The sequence below is a fragment of the Pseudomonas silensiensis genome (assembly GCF_050434865.1).
GTDB classification, from domain to species: Bacteria; Pseudomonadota; Gammaproteobacteria; order Pseudomonadales; family Pseudomonadaceae; genus Aquipseudomonas; species Aquipseudomonas fluorescens_W.
The window spans coordinates 84,939-98,281 of record NZ_JBNDJH010000014.1 but is presented as its reverse complement, the minus strand read 5'-3'; the positions used below and the strand labels follow the sequence as shown (position 1 = coordinate 98,281).

At 61.9% G+C, this 13,343-nt stretch carries 15 protein-coding genes and 1 riboswitch; of the genes, 2 read left to right on the top strand and 13 right to left on the bottom strand.

Translation table 11 applies throughout. The features are described 5' to 3' along the window. Positions 1–48: 48 nt before the first annotated feature. The 11 genes from QF010_RS20350 to cobO all read right to left on the bottom strand — a co-directional run bounded on the left by QF010_RS20350 (position 49) and on the right by cobO (position 9,423). The gene (locus QF010_RS20350; protein WP_033055842.1) at positions 49–453 is read right to left on the bottom strand and encodes a MarR family winged helix-turn-helix transcriptional regulator; all 405 of its coding nucleotides are present in this window, start codon (positions 451–453) and stop codon (positions 49–51) included. 54 nt (positions 454–507) lie between these two features. Next, a complete protein-coding gene (locus tag QF010_RS20345) occupies positions 508–1,239 on the bottom strand; it encodes an adenosylcobinamide-GDP ribazoletransferase (RefSeq protein WP_429533796.1) in 732 nt (243 codons plus the stop codon). 2 nt (positions 1,240–1,241) lie between these two features. Further along, complete coding sequence (gene cobC / locus QF010_RS20340; RefSeq protein WP_429533795.1) at positions 1,242–1,817, bottom strand: alpha-ribazole phosphatase family protein; 576 nt, start codon at positions 1,815–1,817, stop codon at positions 1,242–1,244. Continuing rightward, positions 1,814–2,869: a nicotinate-nucleotide--dimethylbenzimidazole phosphoribosyltransferase gene (gene cobT, locus QF010_RS20335; RefSeq protein ID WP_429533794.1), complete on the bottom strand. Its 1,056-nt coding sequence runs from the start codon at positions 2,867–2,869 to the stop codon at positions 1,814–1,816. Before cobT ends, cobC begins: the two co-directional genes overlap by 4 nt. Further along, entirely contained in the window at positions 2,866–3,387 is a 522-nt protein-coding gene (gene cobU, locus QF010_RS20330) for a bifunctional adenosylcobinamide kinase/adenosylcobinamide-phosphate guanylyltransferase (protein ID WP_429512426.1), read from the bottom strand. The genes cobT and cobU overlap by 4 nt, the downstream gene beginning before the upstream one ends. Before the next feature lie 141 nt (positions 3,388–3,528). Further along, positions 3,529–4,980: a cobyric acid synthase gene (locus QF010_RS20325; protein ID WP_033055853.1), complete on the bottom strand. Its 1,452-nt coding sequence runs from the start codon at positions 4,978–4,980 to the stop codon at positions 3,529–3,531. Beyond that, positions 4,977–5,969 carry a threonine-phosphate decarboxylase CobD gene (cobD, locus tag QF010_RS20320; RefSeq protein WP_429533793.1) on the bottom strand — a complete coding sequence of 331 codons (993 nt, stop codon included), beginning with the start codon at positions 5,967–5,969 and terminating at the stop codon, positions 4,977–4,979. Before cobD ends, QF010_RS20325 begins: the two co-directional genes overlap by 4 nt. Beyond that, on the bottom strand, positions 5,962–6,870 hold the full coding sequence (gene cbiB, locus QF010_RS20315) for an adenosylcobinamide-phosphate synthase CbiB (RefSeq protein ID WP_033055855.1): 909 nt from the start codon (positions 6,868–6,870) through the stop codon (positions 5,962–5,964). Before cbiB ends, cobD begins: the two co-directional genes overlap by 8 nt. After that, a complete protein-coding gene (gene bluB / locus QF010_RS20310; RefSeq protein ID WP_033055857.1) occupies positions 6,867–7,523 on the bottom strand; it encodes a 5,6-dimethylbenzimidazole synthase in 657 nt (218 codons plus the stop codon). The genes cbiB and bluB overlap by 4 nt, the downstream gene beginning before the upstream one ends. Beyond that, the gene (locus tag QF010_RS20305) at positions 7,520–8,815 is read right to left on the bottom strand and encodes a cobyrinic acid a,c-diamide synthase CobB (RefSeq protein WP_429533792.1); all 1,296 of its coding nucleotides are present in this window, start codon (positions 8,813–8,815) and stop codon (positions 7,520–7,522) included. The genes bluB and QF010_RS20305 overlap by 4 nt, the downstream gene beginning before the upstream one ends. Then, positions 8,812–9,423 (bottom strand): cob(I)yrinic acid a,c-diamide adenosyltransferase, encoded by a 612-nt coding sequence (gene cobO, locus QF010_RS20300; protein WP_033055858.1) that lies wholly within the window; start codon positions 9,421–9,423, stop codon positions 8,812–8,814. Before cobO ends, QF010_RS20305 begins: the two co-directional genes overlap by 4 nt. Positions 9,424–9,840: 417 nt before the next feature. After that, positions 9,841–10,003: riboswitch (cobalamin riboswitch) on the bottom strand. Positions 10,004–10,157: 154 nt separating this feature from the next. Between cobO and QF010_RS20295 the strand changes: the two genes are divergently transcribed. Both QF010_RS20295 and QF010_RS20290 read left to right on the top strand, forming a co-directional pair. After that, positions 10,158–10,742: a hypothetical protein gene (locus QF010_RS20295; protein WP_429533791.1), complete on the top strand. Its 585-nt coding sequence runs from the start codon at positions 10,158–10,160 to the stop codon at positions 10,740–10,742. 68 nt (positions 10,743–10,810) lie between these two features. Beyond that, entirely contained in the window at positions 10,811–12,124 is a 1,314-nt protein-coding gene (locus QF010_RS20290) for a PQQ-dependent sugar dehydrogenase (RefSeq protein ID WP_429533790.1), read from the top strand. A gap of 4 nt (positions 12,125–12,128) precedes the next feature. Here QF010_RS20290 and QF010_RS20285 read toward each other — a convergent pair whose 3' ends face one another. Beyond that, positions 12,129–12,782, bottom strand: coding sequence for a class I SAM-dependent methyltransferase (locus QF010_RS20285; RefSeq protein ID WP_429533789.1), 654 nt, complete (start codon positions 12,780–12,782; stop codon positions 12,129–12,131). Between the two features lie 15 nt (positions 12,783–12,797). Further along, positions 12,798–13,334 carry a C40 family peptidase gene (locus tag QF010_RS20280; RefSeq protein WP_033055862.1) on the bottom strand — a complete coding sequence of 179 codons (537 nt, stop codon included), beginning with the start codon at positions 13,332–13,334 and terminating at the stop codon, positions 12,798–12,800. Between the last annotated feature and the right edge of the window lie 9 nt (positions 13,335–13,343).

Sequence of the window (13,343 nt, the reverse complement as noted above, 5' to 3'; positions counted from 1 at the left end):
ATTCTCCGGTAGCGGGTATATACCCGCTTAAGATCGGAAAAACCGGCATCAGGCCAGTTCGTCCAGCAGTCGCAGCAAGGTTTCACGTTTCTCGGCACCCAAGCGGTCAATCAACCGCTGTTGCGCCGCTTCCCACGCGGGCAAGGCCGCTTTCAGGCGTTCAACACCGGCCTCGGTGAGCATGACGATGCGGTTACGCATGTCTTCGCCCTCGACCAGCATCAACAAGCCTTCACCTTCCAGCACCCGCAGATTGCGCCCCAAGGTGCTGCGATCCAGCCCCATGGCCTCGGCCAACGTGGAAATACTCGGTTTATCCAGACGCTGCAGATTACACAGCAGAGAATACTGGGCAACGTTGATCCCGAAGCCGTCGAGAGCGCCGTCGTAGTGCCTGCTGACGCCACGGGCGGCGCGACGCAGGTTGATGCATAAACATTGGGAGTCGAGCATGGTGCGTGTATATACCCGCGGTTGTGTTAAATCAAGTTACATGATGTGGGAAGTTCAGGCGATCGCCAATCCCACCAGCACCGCGACCTCAAGGATTTCCAGCAACGCCCCCGCCGTATCGCCCGTCGAGCCGCCCAATCGGCGCAGCATCACTTGCCGCAGCCAGACAAACACCAGCGCCGCCAGCACGACGGCCAACACGCCGCTGAGACCGGCAATCAAAACACACGCCAACGCACTCACCGCCAACACCTGCTTGCCCGCCAGACGTGGCAGATGATCGGCCAGCGCTTGCCCCAACCCGCCGGCACGCACATAAGGCGTGGTCAGGAACAAGCCCAGCATCGCGCTGCGCCCGATCAACGGAACGATGATCAGGACAACGGCGTGTTGCTGCTCGATCAATGCCAGTAACGCGGCGAATTTGAGCAGCAACACCAGCACCAGCGTCACGACCGCAATCGGCCCGCTGCGCGGGTCCTTCATGATCGTCAACGTGCGCTCGCGGTCGCCGAACCCACCGAGCCACGCATCGGCGCTGTCGGCCAGGCCGTCCAGGTGCAACGCGCCGCTGAGCAATACCCAAGCCGTCAGCAACAGCGCGGCGTGAAGCAACAACGGAGTGCCGAGCAACAGCCAGTTGAACGCCCACAAAATCCCGCCAAACAGCAGGCCGACCAGCGGATAAAACAGCAGCGACCGCCCCAATTCCTGTGGTTCCGGCATGCCCGGCAGACGAATCGGCAGACTGCTCAAAAATTGCAGGGCGATCCAGAATGGCAACATGGTCAGAGCGCTTCCTTTAACAACACGCCGGATTCGACCGTCAGCGAAAACAACGCGCCATGCCCGACTTCGACGTTGAGCAACTGCTCACGGGGCAATCCCCGCGCCTGAGCCAGCAACAAGCGCATGACTCCGCCGTGACTGATCAGCAACACCCGCTCGCCTGCGTAGGTAGCGTGCAAGCGCTCAACGGCCGCCAACACCCGCGTTGAAAAATCCACCACCGGTTCACCCTGAGGCGGCGTAAACGAATAAGGGTCGGCCCAGAACAATCCCAACGCCTCGGCATCGGTTTCCATCAGCACGGCGGCGCTCTGCCCTTCCCAGGCGCCGAAGTGCAGCTCTTGCAGGTCTTTATCCAGCTGCACCGGCAAACCCAGCTGTTCGCCGAGTTCTTCGGCGAACCGCGCGCACCGCTGCAGTGGCGAGCTGACCAAGCGATCCCAAGGCCCCTGCTCGACCACCGCCGCGCGCATCTGCGCCCAGCCCTTTTCAGTCAACGCATCGTCAAGGCTGCCGCGCAAACCGCCACCGAGTTCGGTTTCGCCGTGGCGCAACAAGTCCAGGTACAAAGTCATGCCGGACGGTCCGCCACAGCGGCCTCGGCGAACGTCGCCATCTGCCCGTGAAGGTCGCACGCCAGACGCAATAACGGCACGGCTAACGCCGCACCACTGCCCTCGCCCAAACGCAGGCCGAGGTCGAGTAGCGGTTCGGCGTTCAGGGTTTCCAGTACATGACGATGACCCGGCTCGGCGCCGCGATGACCGAACAACAGCCACTGACGGCATTCAGGGTTCAAGCGCACCGCCACCAACGCCGCAACGCTGCAAATGAAACCGTCCACCAGCACCGCGACGCCTTCCTGGGCACACGCCAGATACGCGCCGACCAGTGCCGCGATTTCAAAACCGCCGAGGTTGAACAGGGTTTGCAGCGCATCGCCACGCTGAGCGCTGTGCAATGTCAACGCGCGCTCGATAACCTGGGCTTTATGACTGACACCCGCTGCGTTCAAACCCGTGCCCGGCCCGGCCAGATGCACCACCGGGCAATCGAGCAAGGCACAGGCCAATGCGCTGGCCGCGGTGGTGTTGCCGATGCCCATCTCGCCACCGATAAACAACTGCGCACCCGCCGCGATGGCGCGCTGCACGCTGTCGCGGCCGGCCTGCAAAGCGAGCTCGCCTTGAGCCGGCGTCATCGCCGAACCGTCGACGAAATTCGCCGTGCCCAGGCCGATGTTCAAGTGACGCACACCCGGCAAATTCAGCGACGGCGTCACCGTGCCGAGGTCGACAACTTCCAGGGATGCCCCGAGTTGTCGCGCCAACACGCTGATCGCCGCCCCACCGCTGACGAAGTTGTGCAGCATCTGCCCGGTGACTTCCTGGGGAAATGCCGACACCCCTTCTGCGACAACGCCATGATCGCCGGCAAAAATCGCGATCCACAGTTGATCGAGACTCGGTTTGACCTGCCCCTGCATCCCGGCCAATTGCACGGCCACCGACTCAAGCCGACCGAGGGAGCCGGCCGGTTTGGTCAGCTGCTGTTGACGGGCCTGCGCTTGCTCGACCGCTTGAGCATCGATCGGTTTGCAGGGGTTCAGCCACCAGGATTGAGTCATAACGCAGTTCCTTTCAAAGTCAGGGGCAGACCGGCGACGGTCAGGACGACGCGCTGACAGCGCTCGGCCAACGCTTGATGCAGCCAACCGGCTTCATCGACATAGCGGCGAGTCAATTCGCCCAGCGGCACGACACCCATTCCGGTCTCGTTGCTGACAAAAATAATTTCACCCGGCAACGACGCCAGGCAGTCCAGCAATGCATCACGTTCGGCTGACAGCCGCTCGGTGTCGTCGAGCATCAGCAGATTAGTCATCCACAACGTCAGGCAATCCACCAGCAGGCAACGATCGGGGCTGGCGGTTTCGCGCAGGACGCGGGCGAGTTCCACCGGTTCTTCGATCAACGCCCATTCGGCTGGACGACGGGCGCGGTGATGGGCGACCCGCTCGTTCATTTCACCGTCGAGCGGTTGGCTGGTGGCGATGTAAGTCACCGCCAGAGCACTGTCGGAGGCGAGTTTTTCGGCCAGGCGACTTTTACCGGAACGGGCGCCGCCGAGGATCAGTTGGAGCATGGTCATTTACCTTTAAATGGCGGCGTTGCGACTGGCCTCATCGCGAGCAGGCTCACTCCTACAGTGGGTCGATGGCGAACACAAAGTTTATGTTCACTGGCGATCCGCTGTAGGAGTGAGCCTGCTCGCGATGAATTCACCTCAAATCCCGCAGAGTTGACGCAACAACCCGGTATCCAGATGTTTTTCCACCAGATCCGCCAGCCGCTCGATATCGCGCTCACGCAACGCGTGATAATCCACTTCCTGCACTACCTGCAAACCTGCCCAGCGCAACAGGGCACTGCACGCTGCGGGCGATTCAAACAGCCCATGCAGATAGGTGCCGAAAATCTGCCCATCCACGCTTTGCGCGCCATCGCAGCGACCATCGTCCAGTAGCACAGCGGCGTTTTCCAACGCCGGCCCGGTGGTCACGCCGGCATGAATTTCATAGCCGCTGACCGGCGCGTCTTCGAGCGCCAGACGCCCGCGCACATTGCGCAATTGCTTCTCTTCTTCGAGCTGTGTTTCGAACGCCAACAAACCCAAACCGGCGCTGGAACCCGGTGCGCCTTCGAGGCCCAGCGGGTCGTGTAGCTGCTCGCCGAGCATTTGCAGACCGCCGCAAATCCCCAGCACTTTGCCGCCATAACGCAGATGACGACTGATCGCAGTGTCCCAGCCATTGGCGCGCAGATATGCGAGGTCACTGCGCACGCTCTTCGAACCGGGAAGAATAATCAGGTCCGCCGGCGGAATCGCCTGACCGGGGCCGACAAATTGCAGATCCACCTGCGGATGCAAGCGCAGCGGATCGAAATCGGTGTGGTTGCTGATGCGCGGCAGCACCGGCACCAGCACTTTTAGCACCTGGTCGGCCTTGTCGGTCTGACGCTGATCGATGCCGTCCTCCGCTTCCAGGTGCAGGTCCATCACGTAAGGCAGAACGCCGATCACCGGTTTGCCGGTGCGCGCTTCCAGCCAGTCAAGACCCGGTTGCAGCAAAGCGATATCGCCGCGAAATCGGTTGATGATGAAGCCTTTGACCCGCGCCTGCTCGCTGGGCGACAGCAGTTCCAGCGTACCCACCAGATGCGCGAAAACCCCGCCGCGATTGATGTCGGCGATCAGCACCACCGGGCAATCCACCGCCTCGGCAAAGCCCATGTTGGCGATATCTCCGGCACGCAGATTGATCTCGGCCGGCGAACCCGCGCCTTCGACCATGACCACTGGATACGCCGCGCTCAGCCGTTCATGTGAGGCCAGCACTGCTTGCATGGCGATGGCTTTGTAGTCGTGATACGCGACCGCGTTCATTGTGGTGACCGCGCGACCATGGATGATCACTTGGGCGCCGGTGTCGCTGTTGGGTTTGAGCAGCACCGGGTTCATGTCGGTGTGCGGCTCAAGGTTGGCGGCCTGGGCCTGCACCGCTTGCGCACGACCGATCTCGCCACCGTCGGCGGTCACGGCACTGTTGAGCGCCATGTTCTGCGGCTTGAACGGCACGACGCTGACGCCCTGACGCGTGACCCAGCGGCACAACGCCGTCACCAGCGTGCTTTTACCGGCGTCGGAAGTGGTGCCTTGCACCATCAACGTAGTCATTGGGTTTCCTTGGCGTAGGCTTCGAGCGCTTGCGCGAGACGTGTCCAGTCGGCTTCATCGTCGGGCAGGCCGAAACGCAGGCTACTGTTGTGCGTGAACAACCGCAGCAGAATGCCGCGCCGGGCCATGAACTCATGCAGGGCTTCGGCGCGTTCGGTGATCAGCCATTGAAACAAGGCGCAGCCGCCCTGTGGCTTGAAGCCGTGCTGTTCAAGCAGCAGCGCCAGACGCTCGCTGGCTTCATCAGTGCGAACCCGTTGCCGGGCATGCCCTTCGGTATCCAGCAGACAGGCCTGCCCCAGCACCCGCGTCGGCCCGCTGACCGCCCACGGCCCCACTTGCTCGGCCAGCAACTTGAGCAACTTGCGCTCGGCCAGCACGAAACCCAGGCGCACACCGGCCAGGCCGAAAAACTTGCCGAAGGAACGCAGCACGATCAACCCGACCTGATTGGCAAAAGGTGCCAGGCTCAGCTGCGGTGAGTTGTCCATGAACGCCTCGTCCACCACCAGCCAGCCACCGCGCTGCGCCAGCCGCGAGTGCCAGTCGAGCAGACGACTCGGCGTCAGGCTCAGGCCGGTTGGGTTGTTCGGGTTGACCACCACCAACACGTCGAGGCTGTCGAGAAAGAAGTCGACTTCCTGCTCCAGCACTTCACGCACGATGTAGCCATTACGGCGCCACGCTTCAGCGTGTTCGGCGTAACACGGCGAGAGCACGCCGACCTTGCCGACCCTGCGCAAACGCGGCAGCAACTGGATCGCCATTTGCGAGCCGGCCACCGGCAGCACCTGAGCGGCGCCGTAATAATCACAGGCCGCCTGCTCCAGACCGTCATCGGTTTCCGGCAAACGCGCCCAAGCCCGCAACGGGATCTCCGGGACCGGAAACGGCCAGGGCGCGAGGCCGCTGGACAGGTCGAGCCAATCGGCTTCGGCGATGCCGTAATCGAGCGCCGCCTTGCGTAACCGACCACCGTGTTCAAGCATAGAATTCAGCCCCCACGCAGAGGATCAGCAACCATAACCATACCCCGCGCTGGACCAATTGCCAGCCACGGTCGATGGAGTCAGCGTCCGCCGGCACGCCTTCGCCCAGTTGTGGACGCTGATGCAGCTCACCGTGATAAATCGCCGCTCCGCCCAACTCGACACCGAGCGCGCCGGCACCGGCCGCCATCACTGGGCCGGCATTCGGGCTGTCCCAGGTCGGACCTTGGGTACGCCAGCATTTCAGCGCCAGTCGGGTTTTGCCCAGCAGCGCGTAGGTCAATGCCACCAAGCGTGCAGGAATGTAGTTGAGGACGTCGTCGATCTTTGCCGCCGCCCAGCCGAAACGCTCGAAACGTTCGTTGCGGTAACCCCACATCGCATCCAGCGTATTGCTCAAACGGTAGAGCACCACACCGGGCGCACCGGCGACAGCAAACCAGAACAACGCGGCAAATACTGCGTCGCTGCCGTTCTCCAATACGGATTCTGTGGCGGCGCGGGCGACTTCGGTTTTATCCAGTTCGCTGGTCTGGCGGCTGACCAGATAACTGACACGTTTGCGCGCCTCGTCCAGATCATCGCTGCGCAGTGCCTTGGCCACCGGCTCGACGTGTTCACCGAGGCTGCGCATGCCGAGGGCGCAATAGAGCACGAGAATCTCGACGATCCAGCCGACATAGGGCGCCCAGGAAAACGCCGTGGCCAGCAGGGTCAGCGGCAACACCGCAATCACCCAGGCAGTGACGCCATGACTGCGCCAGCCGCGGCCACCGCCATTGAAACGTTGCTCGATACGGTCGGCAAAACGGCCGAACGCCACCAGCGGATGCCAGCGTTTGGGTTCACCCAGCAGCGCATCCAGCGCAACCGCAGCGACACTCAATAACGCCACACTCATTGACTCACTCCCCAATAATTTTCATACAGCAATTCACTGAGCGGACGCGCCTGCGCCCAGCCTTCGAGTACCAGCATCGGTGCCGGATAGAATTCCTTGACCGGGCCGAGGCAAAGAACGGCCAAGGGCTTGGCTCCGGCCGGCAAACCCAACAGGTCCGCCAGCGCTTGCGGTTCGAACAGCGAGACCCAGCCCATGCCGAGCCCTTCAGCGCGGGAGGCCAGCCAGAGGTTCTGGATCGCGCAGGACAACGAGGCCATGTCCATTTCCGGCAAGGTGCGACGGCCGAAGATGTGACGCTCGCGATCGTCCATCAGCGCCGCGACCAGCACTTCGGCGCAGTCGTTGATGCCTTCGACTTTCAGCTTCATGAATTCGTCGGTGCGCTCGCCGAGGGCTTCGGCGGTGCGGATGCGCTCTTCTTCCACCAGTGACTGGATCTTGCCGCGCAGGGCTCGATCACTGATGCGGATGAACCGCCAAGGCTGCATCAGGCCGACACTCGGCGCCTGATGCGCGGCTTCGAGCAGGCGTCGCAGTAACTCGGGCTCGACGGTGCCGCCGCTGAAATGACGCATGTCGCGGCGTTCGCCGATGGCTCGGTAGACCGCCGCGCGCTCAGCTTCGCTGAACGCTAGATCATCTGGGTTCATGGCTTGAACAACGCCGCCATCGCTTGGGGATTGGAAGGGAAATAAAAGTGCACGTAGGACGCGGTCATCCGCCCTTCACGATAAACCGCCTCCGCCCCTCGCCCACCGTTCGGGCTCAGGCCACGAGCGATGGGCTCAAGTTCGGTGCTGGTCAGAGAATGGTGATAGGTGTGTCCGCGCAACGAACCTTCCGGTAACTCGACCGCCTGCAACGCCAGCGCGGCCAGACGCTTTTGCATCACCGCATCGCCGGCCAGCAAGCCGACCAGTTCAGCGCGAGTGCCCTCGACATCGGTCAACGAATCGAGCAGATACAGCATGCCGCCACACTCGGCCAACAACGGTTTCCCCGCTGCATGGTGAGCGCGGATTGCGGCCAGCATCGTAGTGTTCTGTGACAGCGCCATATGATGCAATTCAGGATAACCACCCGGCAGATAAAGACTGTCTGCCTGCGGCAATTGCGTGTCACGGATCGGCGAGAAAAACGACAACTCAGCGCCCATGGCCCGCAGCAAATCCAGGCTGGCGCCGTAGGTGAAGGCAAACGCTTCGTCACGGGCCACGGCAATTCGCACACCGGCCAGCAAAGGCTCGGCAGCGATCACATCTGGCGCGGCGAATTCCACCGCCGGTGGCAGCGCGACCTCGCAACTGCTGGCCAGTGCGTCAGCCGCTGCATCGAGGCGCAGATCGATATCGTTCAACTCACTGGCCTGAACCAGCCCGAGGTGTCGACTCGGCAATTCGATCCCGGTTTCCCGGGACAAGGCGCCGTACCAGCGCAAACCTTCAGTGAGACTGCCTTCCAGTAATTGCGCGTGACGTAGAGTGCCGACGCGGTTGGCCAGCACACCGGCAAACGGCAAGTCCGGCTGATAGCGCGCCAACCCCAGGGCCAGTGCGCCAAAAGTCTGGGCCATGGCAGTGCCGTCGATCACTCCGAGCACCGGCACACCGAAATGTCGCGCCAGATCAGCACTGGACGGCGTGCCGTCGAACAGGCCCATGACGCCTTCGATGAGGATCAGGTCGGCTTCGCCAGCGGCCTCCCACAACAGTCGACGACTTTCCTGCTCGCCGACCATCCACATGTCCAATTGATAAACCGGTGCACCGCTGGCGCGCTCGAGAATCATCGGGTCGAGGAAGTCCGGGCCGCACTTGAACACGCGAACCTTGCGCCCCTGATTGCGATGCAAACGGGCCAGCGCGGCGGTGACGGTGGTCTTGCCCTGACCGGAGGCCGGCGCGGCAATCAGTACCGCCGGGCAATGACGTGGTTGATTCACAGCTCGACGCCTTTTTGCGCTTTGATCCCGGCCTGGAACGCGTGCTTGATCACGCCCATTTCGGTGACGGTGTCGGCCAGTTCGATCATCTCCGGCTTGGCGCCGCGACCGGTCACCACCACGTGCTGCATCGGCGGACGGGCCTGCAAGTCGCTGAGCACTTGATCGAGATCCAGATAACCGTGCTTGAGCGCAATGTTCAATTCATCCAGCACCACCAGGCCGATCGACGGATCACGCAGCAATTCGCACGACACCGCCCACGCAGCTTCAGCGGCCGCGATGTCGCGCTGGCGATCCTGGGTTTCCCAGGTGAAGCCCTCGCCCATCACATGAAAACGCACCTGCTCCGGGAAGCGCCGGAAGAACAGTTCTTCGCCCGTGCTGCTGCGCCCCTTGATGAACTGCACCACGCCACATTGCATGCCGTGGCCCATGGACCGGGCGAGCATGCCGAAGGCCGAGCTGCTTTTGCCTTTGCCGTTGCCGGTCAGCACCAGCAGCAGGCCGCATTCATTCGGGGAGTTGGCGATGCGTTCGTCGATCACGGCTTTTTTGCGCTGCATGCGCGCCAGATGGCGTTCGTCACGATCGGGGGTATCAGTCATGGGGGAGCTCTCCGTTGAGGCTGGATAACGGCGGGCAGGCACAAGAATAGACGGCAAGAAGCCTGGCATCGCCCACCGTGATGCCGCTGGATGGATCAGGCCGGTCTCCGGGCTCATGAGCGGCACTGGGCCCGACTGCGCGCCTTCCCATGTCGATATCGACACAGTGGCTAGGGCCTGTCATCAGCTTTTTCCTATACCGCGCCGGGTCTGCTGTGGCGCAGGGCAAGGCGCGAGGAGCGTGGTTTGGTCGTTCCAAACAAGCTCCGAGCAACGCCGCCCTGCGCCACAGCAGGCCCGGCCCTTCGGGTTGTGTCTGAAAGCGGACCAGACTGCGTTGCAGTCCTTGGCAAGGGAACAACCATTGCCAGCGGACTGCGCCTTGCCTGGTCCGCTTTCAGACCTCAACGCGGTATAGGAAAAAGCTGATGACAGGCCCTCGCGCAGCCTTCACTCATTTACCGTTGCGGGGGCAGCGCCGGGATCATGGCTCTTCGTCGCTTGAAGAGCGTCACTCACCGGCTTCCCTGTTTCACTCTGTCGACCAAGGTCACAGAGCACCTGAAACAAGCCGCGAAGGTTAGAGGGTTGGGGATGGAGCGTCAATTGAAGACGGGCAGCCTGCGAGCGAATAACTGCCGTCGATCAATTATCTGACGCCAATCTTGTGCCACACTCTCAGCAGTGATATCAAAGAGCCACAATCTCACAACACAATAACAAGGGTGAGCCACATGCAAGGCATGATCATCAGCAATCCGAAGCTGGAATTCCTGCGCCCGGTGCTGGAACGCTGGTTTGACTGTATCGACCGCTACAACGCCGTGCGCGGCGATAACGACACGCCTTACTGGTTCGACGAAAAGGCCAACCTGGGCCTGCTTTCCGTCGCGGCGTGGATGGCGGAAATGGTGACGCTGCAACAAACACCGACCCGTAAACAGACCGAAGAAGGCGAACGCAATGGCCGCGCCGATCTGTTTATCGCGGCCAGCGAAGAACGCGCTTACGTGCAAGCGACCCAGCGCTGGCCACGCGTCAACAGCCTGAACCTGACTCAAGCATTGCAGGACATCACCAGCGACGCCAAGCGCATCAGCTACGCCAGCGACCTGAAACTCGGCTGCCTGTTTGTCGCGCCGCAAAAAGCCCAACAAAGCGCCACCCCGGAAGAACTCCAGGACATGGTCGACGACCTGCAAAAGGAACACACCTGCGCGGTGGCCTGGTACTTCCCTTATGCCTATCGCAAATTGCGCAACGAAGCCGGCAACTATCACCCCGGCATTGCCGTGCTGTTCAAGGAAGCACGCGGCTGACCAGTTGAACCATCGATCACCTGCGCTTCTCTATTGATTAGGTCAATGCATTCATAGGGAAGGTCAGCATGCGCAAGCCCCAGCTCGCTCTCGTCATCGTGCTCGCCGGAGGGCTTGCAGCCTGTGGTGAAACCGCCAGGCTGCAAGTCTCCGACGGCATCGGCCCGTCACCCAAGCTGCCAGAACCGAACAAAACCCTGATCCCGACGGTGAACATCGCCCCGGCGATCGGCTGGCCGGACGGCACGAAACCCATCGCCGCGACAGGGACTCAGGTCGCGGCTTTTGCCGAAGGTCTCGATCACCCGCGCTGGCTCTATGTGTTACCCAACGGCGACGTGCTGGTGGCCGAAACCAACGCACCACCCAAACCCGAAGACGGCAAAGGCGTTCGTGGCTGGGTCATGGGCAAAGTCATGGGCCGTGCCGGCGCCAAAGTAACGAGCCCGAACCGCATCACGCTGCTGCGGGACAAGGACCACGACGGCATCGCCGAAACCCGCACGGTGTTCCTGGAAAACCTCAACTCGCCCTTCGGCATGACCCTGGTCGGCAACGACCTGTACGTCGCCGACACGGACCGCTTGCTGCGCTTCCACTATGAAAACGGCGAGACGGCGATCAAGTCACAGCCGATGAAGGTGATCGACTTGCCGGGCGGTACGCTGAATCACCACTGGACCAAAAACGTTATCGCCAGCAAGGACGGCAGCAAGCTGTACGTCACCGTGGGCTCCAACAGCAACGTGGCCGAAAACGGCATGGACAAAGAAGAAGGTCGAGCGGCGATCTGGGAAGTGGATCGCGCTACCGGCAACCATCGGATCTTCGCCTCCGGGATTCGCAATCCAAACGGCCTGGCCTGGGAACCTCGCAGCGGCGCATTGTGGACGGCGGTCAACGAGCGCGACGAAATCGGCAGCGATCTGGTGCCGGACTACATCACTTCAGTGAAGGACGGCGGGTTCTACGGCTGGCCTTACAGTTATTACGGTCAGCACGTCGACATCCGCGTCGAGCCGCAAAACCCTGAGCTGGTGGCCAAGGCCATTGCGCCGGACTACGCGGTCGGGCCGCATACCGCATCGTTGGGCCTGACGTTTGCTGAAGGCAACAGACTGCCGGCGCAGTTCAAGGAAGGCGCTTTCATCGGCCAGCACGGCTCTTGGAACCGTAAACCGCACAGTGGCTACAAAGTGATTTTTGTACCGTTCAGCGCAGGGAAACCGATCGGGCAGCCGATTGATGTGCTCACCGGTTTCCTCAACAGCGAGGAAAAAGCCATGGGCCGGCCGGTGGGCGTGGTGATTGATCAGCAGGGTGATTTGTTGGTGGCGGATGATGTGGGCAACAAGGTGTGGCGCGTGTCGGCGGCCAAGTAAGCGCCTAGCGTTTGCGGCACAGGGTCAATCCATCGCCCAACGGCAACAACGACAGGTCCACACGCGAGTCATCCTTCAAGGCGCGATTGAGTGCCTGGATGGCTCGGGTGTCTTCGCTCTCGGGATTGTCCTCAAGCACCCGGCCACTCCACAGCGTGTTATCAAACACCGCCAGACCGCCGACGCGCAGCAGACGCAATGCGTGCTCCAGATAGCGTGGGTAGTTGGCCTTGTCGGCATCGATGAAGATCAGGTCGAATGGCTCTCCTTGATCCAACTGGGCCAGGGTTTCCAGCGCGGGCGCCAGACGCAGATCGATCCGCTCGGCAAGCCCCGCTTCCTGCCAGTAACGCTGCGCAGTGGCGTTGTAGTCACCGGGAATGTCACAGCAGATCAGCGAACCGTCATCCGGCAATGCAGCCGCCATGCACAACGCGCTGTAACCGGTAAAGGTGCCCACTTCCAGCAGACGCTTGGCGCCGGTGAGTTTCACCAATAGCGCGAGGAACTGACCTTGCTCGGGCGCCACTTGCCAGCGAGCCATGGGCAGCGCCTGGGTTTCGTCACGCAAACGCTTGAGCAACGGCGTTTCGCGCAGGGAAACGTCGAGCAGGTATTGATACAGGGAATCGTCGAGATTGAGTGTGCGAGCGGTCATGACAACCTCTGCCATTTAGGGATTGCGTGCCAAGTGCTCAGGTTGCAAGACGCGCTTGGCGCTCAGATAGGCTTTCTGCCAGTAAGCTTTGGACAAGCTGTCGAGCTTCACCGTGCCGCCGGTGGCGGGCGCATGGACGAAGCGACCTTCGCCGACGTAGATCCCGGCGTGACTGACCTGAGAACCGCCATTGGTGGCGAAGAAGATCAGGTCGCCGGTTTGCAGACCTTCCTTGCCCACACTGGCCGCCTGCATGCTGATCATCTCGCGCGTGGTACGCGGCAGGGAAATGCCGGCGACGTCACGGTAGACATAGCCAATCAGCCCGCTGCAATCGAAACCCGAATCCGGCGTGTTGCCACCCCAGCGATACGGCGTGCCCACCAGGCCGAGCGCGCGGAACAATACGTCTTCTGCCTCAGGGGAGAATGGTTGGGAGGAACTGAAAACAATGGGCGCGCGAACCACCGGCGCAGGGGGCGGTGTACGGCTGGCGCAGGCGCTGAGCAGCGCTGCGAAAAACATGATTGCGAGGCGGGCCGACATCGACATATGCAGAGC

Coding starts and splice junctions, on each gene's coding strand:
- bluB (WP_033055857.1), bottom strand. CDS start 7,523: ATGAACCCAGATGATCTAGCGTTCAGCGAAGCTGAGCGCGCGGCGGTC.
- QF010_RS20325 (WP_033055853.1), bottom strand. CDS start 4,980: ATGACTACGTTGATGGTGCAAGGCACCACTTCCGACGCCGGTAAAAGC.
- cobC (WP_429533795.1), bottom strand. CDS start 1,817: ATGACTTTGTACCTGGACTTGTTGCGCCACGGCGAAACCGAACTCGGT.
- cobT (WP_429533794.1), bottom strand. CDS start 2,869: ATGACTCAATCCTGGTGGCTGAACCCCTGCAAACCGATCGATGCTCAA.
- QF010_RS20345 (WP_429533796.1), bottom strand. CDS start 1,239: ATGTTGCCATTCTGGATCGCCCTGCAATTTTTGAGCAGTCTGCCGATT.
- cobU (WP_429512426.1), bottom strand. CDS start 3,387: ATGCTCCAACTGATCCTCGGCGGCGCCCGTTCCGGTAAAAGTCGCCTG.
- QF010_RS20280 (WP_033055862.1), bottom strand. CDS start 13,334: ATGTCGATGTCGGCCCGCCTCGCAATCATGTTTTTCGCAGCGCTGCTC.
- QF010_RS20295 (WP_429533791.1), top strand. CDS start 10,158: ATGCAAGGCATGATCATCAGCAATCCGAAGCTGGAATTCCTGCGCCCG.
- cobO (WP_033055858.1), bottom strand. CDS start 9,423: ATGACTGATACCCCCGATCGTGACGAACGCCATCTGGCGCGCATGCAG.
- QF010_RS20350 (WP_033055842.1), bottom strand. CDS start 453: ATGCTCGACTCCCAATGTTTATGCATCAACCTGCGTCGCGCCGCCCGT.
- QF010_RS20285 (WP_429533789.1), bottom strand. CDS start 12,782: ATGACCGCTCGCACACTCAATCTCGACGATTCCCTGTATCAATACCTG.
- cobD (WP_429533793.1), bottom strand. CDS start 5,969: ATGCTTGAACACGGTGGTCGGTTACGCAAGGCGGCGCTCGATTACGGC.
- cbiB (WP_033055855.1), bottom strand. CDS start 6,870: ATGAGTGTGGCGTTATTGAGTGTCGCTGCGGTTGCGCTGGATGCGCTG.
- QF010_RS20290 (WP_429533790.1), top strand. CDS start 10,811: ATGCGCAAGCCCCAGCTCGCTCTCGTCATCGTGCTCGCCGGAGGGCTT.